This window comes from Bacteroides finegoldii DSM 17565, from assembly GCF_000156195.1.
Lineage (GTDB): Bacteria > Bacteroidota > Bacteroidia > Bacteroidales > Bacteroidaceae > Bacteroides > Bacteroides finegoldii.
In genome coordinates this window covers 8,241-12,349 of the sequence record NZ_GG688342.1, presented here as the reverse complement: position 1 = coordinate 12,349, position 4,109 = coordinate 8,241, and the positions used below count along the sequence as shown (strand labels likewise).

2 protein-coding genes and 1 pseudogene are annotated in these 4,109 nt (G+C 37.8%); all 3 read right to left on the bottom strand.

The genetic code is table 11. The features are described 5' to 3' along the window. Window positions 1-63, bottom strand: a pseudogene (locus BACFIN_RS23935) (transposase); the annotation flags it as partial. Window positions 64-241: 178 nt separating this feature from the next. Next, a complete protein-coding gene (locus BACFIN_RS00530) occupies window positions 242-1,456 on the bottom strand; it encodes a tetratricopeptide repeat protein (protein WP_007758206.1) in 1,215 nt (404 codons plus the stop codon). Between the two features lie 32 nt (window positions 1,457-1,488). Beyond that, complete coding sequence (gyrA, locus tag BACFIN_RS00535; protein WP_007758205.1) at window positions 1,489-4,068, bottom strand: DNA gyrase subunit A; 2,580 nt, start codon at window positions 4,066-4,068, stop codon at window positions 1,489-1,491. Between the last annotated feature and the right edge of the window lie 41 nt (window positions 4,069-4,109).

Below are 4,109 nucleotides of genomic sequence, written 5' to 3'. Positions count from 1 at the left end.
CATATCGAACTCGGTAAAACCTAAACAAGGTTCGATTTCTGAGATTTTTTGTATCTTTACCATGTGTTTTTATTTTAGATTACCCCCGTTTTGGCCGTCAAACCGGTTTTTTGGGGGGAATGCTTAAAGATACAAAAAAGGCAACTAATTCGCAATGAAGTAGTTGCCTTAAATTTTATTATTTTAGGAATATCCCTAAGGAAGCGACCTTCTTTACTAATCTCATATGGAGAAAGAATTATTACTTCATCATCTTATCAATTTCTTCAAATTCCGGTCCCATATTCAAGTTATAATAAACACGGTAAAGTCCTTGCAACCACAAATCTTTCTGGTCTGGTTTCAAAGCACGGGCTTTCTCATAAAAAGGCTTAGCTTCTTCATAGAACTTCTTTACTACAGCCTGTGCTTCAGCATACTTAGGATCATTAATATCCGTCGTTGCTTTATCAGCATAATCCTGCGCTTTCATCAAATACACTAAACCTACATTAGAGTATGCTTCTGCATATTCCGGATCAGCAGCAATAGCCTTTTTATAGAATTCAATTGCATTATCATATTCTTTCATGTTATGATAAAGATATGCCTTTACATATAAATACAGCTTATTATTCGGATCATTAGACAGCATTCTGTCAGCAAACTCCATAGCCTTAGAGGCTTGATTAGAACTATTATAATAATCAACCAAATTGGCAAAGAAATAATCATTTCCTGGAAATTTAAGAATACCTTCTTCCAGAGCTTTGATCCATGCTACTGTGTCCCCCTTAGCTTTATAAGCATCAGCCATTAATTGCATTGCAAACTTGCCACCATCTTTATCTGACAAAGCCATCGGAGCATACTTGATAATCGCATCTTTATTACCTACTCTATCAGCTGCCAATGTTGCATAATAAGCAATCTGCGGAAGAAGAGTATCGTTTTTAGCAATCTCTTTATCAGCTAACATAGGATATGAAGCTGACTCTACGTATGTTGCGAAGAATTTCAACGCTTCTTTATTCTTATCCAAATTAAAATATTGAATACCACCATTGATCAAATTCGGACGTTCGGCCAACATACTAGAAGCATTCGCCTTCCGATATTTGTTTTTAATTTTGCCCTTTTCATTGGGTACTTGAGCCAGATCGTCACACTTAGTATAATACTCATACATCTTCAATATGCTATTATACACTTTCAATGTATCATACGGTTTTCTCAAAAAAGCATTTTTCATCTGCTCTTCGTTGATACGTTTCTGGATAAATCCAGCAACATCCCATGTTTCAGCAAGATCCTTTGTTTCAGGATTCTTCATAGCTTCCTTAATAAGCTGTTCAGCCTGCTTAAAATTAGGTTTTACGTCATTAGCTATGCTCTTCGCTTCTTTTACATTTTTCATTTGAGCAAAAGAGAAGCTAACAGCCATCAATAAAACCATAGAAAATAATACTCTTTTCATGATTGTTGTTTGATTAATTATTAATATTATGTCTATTCCTCAATGTTATTACTTTCGTTCTCATTTACATCTGACGTATCATCATTGTCAATATCAGGAGCATCAGTATTAGGATCACTCACAATAGTACCCTCTACTTCTTCTTCCGGTATTTCATCCTCAAGACTTTCAGTCATGACTTTACATACTGAACCAATCTGATCATTGCGTTTTTCAAGATTAATCAAACGGACACCTTGGGTAGCACGCCCCATGATACGAACATCTGCTACCTTCAAACGAATTGTGATACCGGATTTATTGATAATCATCAAATCATTTTCATCTGTTACAGATTTAATCGTTACCAATTTACCCGTTTTTTCAGTAATATTCATTGTTTTCACACCCTTACCTCCACGGTTGGTCTTACGATAGTCTTCAATTTCAGAACGTTTACCATATCCTTGCTCAGAAACAACCATTACAGATTCCGTCTCCAAGTCCTTAATGCAAATCATTCCCACAACTTCATCCTGACCATCGTTATCTAATGTAATACCACGCACCCCCGTTGCTGTACGTCCCATAACACGCACTGCTGCTTCATGGAAACGAATTGCACGTCCATTACGGTTGGCAATGATAATTTCATTATTTCCATTCGTCATACGAACTTCGATAACACTGTCATCTTCGCGAATCGTAATAGCATTTACACCATTCTGGCGAGGACGAGAATATTGTTCTAACAATGTTTTCTTTATTACACCTTTCTTAGTACAGAATAATACATAGTGGCTATTGATGAACTCTGAATCCTCTAAACTCTTCACACGCAAATATGCCGTTACATTATCATCTGAATCAATATTCAACAAATTCTGAATAGCACGCCCCTTAGAGTTCTTCGTTCCTTCAGGTATCTCATACACTTTCAACCAATAACACTTACCTTTTTGTGTAAAGAACATCATGGTATTGTGCATGGTAGCCGGATAAATATGCTCTACAAAGTCTTCATCACGAGTTTCTGTTCCCTTAGAACCTACCCCACCACGATTCTGTGCGCGGAATTCTGTTAAAGGAGTACGCTTGATATATCCCATATGAGAAATGGTGATAATCATTTGGTCATCAGCGTAGAAATCTTCCGGATTAAACTCTTCTGAAGAATATACAATCTCTGAACGGCGTTCATCCCCATATTTTGCTTTCACTTCCAGCAGTTCATCTTTCATTACCTTACGGCATACTTCATCATCAGCCAGAATACTTTCCAAATAAGCAATCTGCTTCATGATTTCCTCGTATTCCGCATGAAGCTGATCCTGCATCAAACCAGTCAACTGGCGCAAACGCATTTCTACAATAGCACGCGACTGAATTTCTGTCAGGTTGAAACGTTCTATCAAGCCTGCTATAGCATCATTGGGCGTTTTAGCAGCACGGATAATACGAATTACTTCATCAATATTATCCGAAGCAATAATTAAACCTTCAAGAATATGTGCCCGCTCTTTTGCTTTACGAAGTTCGAACTGAGTACGACGAATTACGACCTCGCGTCTATGTTCTATGAAATATTTTATTAAATCTCTCAGATTTAATGTCTTTGGACGTCCGTGTATCAAAGCAACATTATTCACACCAAAAGATGTCTGTAAAGCTGTCATCTTATAAAGTTTATTCAGCACTACACTTGCATTTGCATCACGTTTTACGTCAATAACGATACGCATACCATCACGGTCAGACTCATCATTAGCATTCGAGATGCCTTCTATTTTCTTATCGTTAACAAGGTCAGCGATATACTTAATCAATTCTGCCTTATTTACATTATAGGGAATCTCGGTGATTACAATTTTATCATGTGCCTGCCCGCTTTCAATTTCAGCTCTCGCACGCATAACTACACGCCCACGACCTGTCAGATAAGCCTCACGCACACCACTTACACCATATATATATCCGCCTGTAGGAAAATCCGGAGCTTTCACAAACTCCATCAACTCTTCCACTGTAATTTCCGGATTATCAATATATGCATCACAAGCATCTATAACTTCAGAAAGATTATGTGGAGGCATATTGGTAGCCATACCCACGGCAATACCAGATGCACCATTCACTAAAAGATTAGGAATTCGAGTTGGCATAACCTTAGGTTCAACCAAAGTATTATCAAAGTTAGGCTCAAAATCTACGGTTTCCTTATACAAGTCATCCATCATCGCTTCACCCAGCTTATTAAGACGTGCCTCCGTATAACGCATAGCAGCAGGGCTATCACCGTCTACCGAACCAAAATTACCCTGTCCGTCTACCAAAGGATAACGCATCGCCCACTCCTGAGCCATACGAACCATTGCAAGATAAACAGAAGAATCTCCATGAGGATGATACTTACCAAGTACTTCACCAACAATTCTGGCTGATTTCTTATAAGGTTTATCTGAAGTATTACCCAATTCCATCATTCCGTATAAAATTCTACGGTGAACGGGCTTAAATCCATCTCTAACATCCGGAAGGGCACGCGAAACGATGACCGACATAGAGTAGTCAATGTACGATGACTTCATTTCCTCCTCGATGTTAATCTTTATAATTCTGTCTTGTTCAAGCATTTAAAATGATTATTAATTATACATTCTACGGTTTGTAAAAA

Excerpts from the sequence above, each read along its gene's own strand:
- BACFIN_RS00530 (WP_007758206.1), bottom strand. The coding sequence starts at position 1,456 with ATGAAAAGAGTATTATTTTCTATGGTTTTATTGATGGCTGTTAGCTTC.
- gyrA (WP_007758205.1), bottom strand. The coding sequence starts at position 4,068 with ATGCTTGAACAAGACAGAATTATAAAGATTAACATCGAGGAGGAAATG.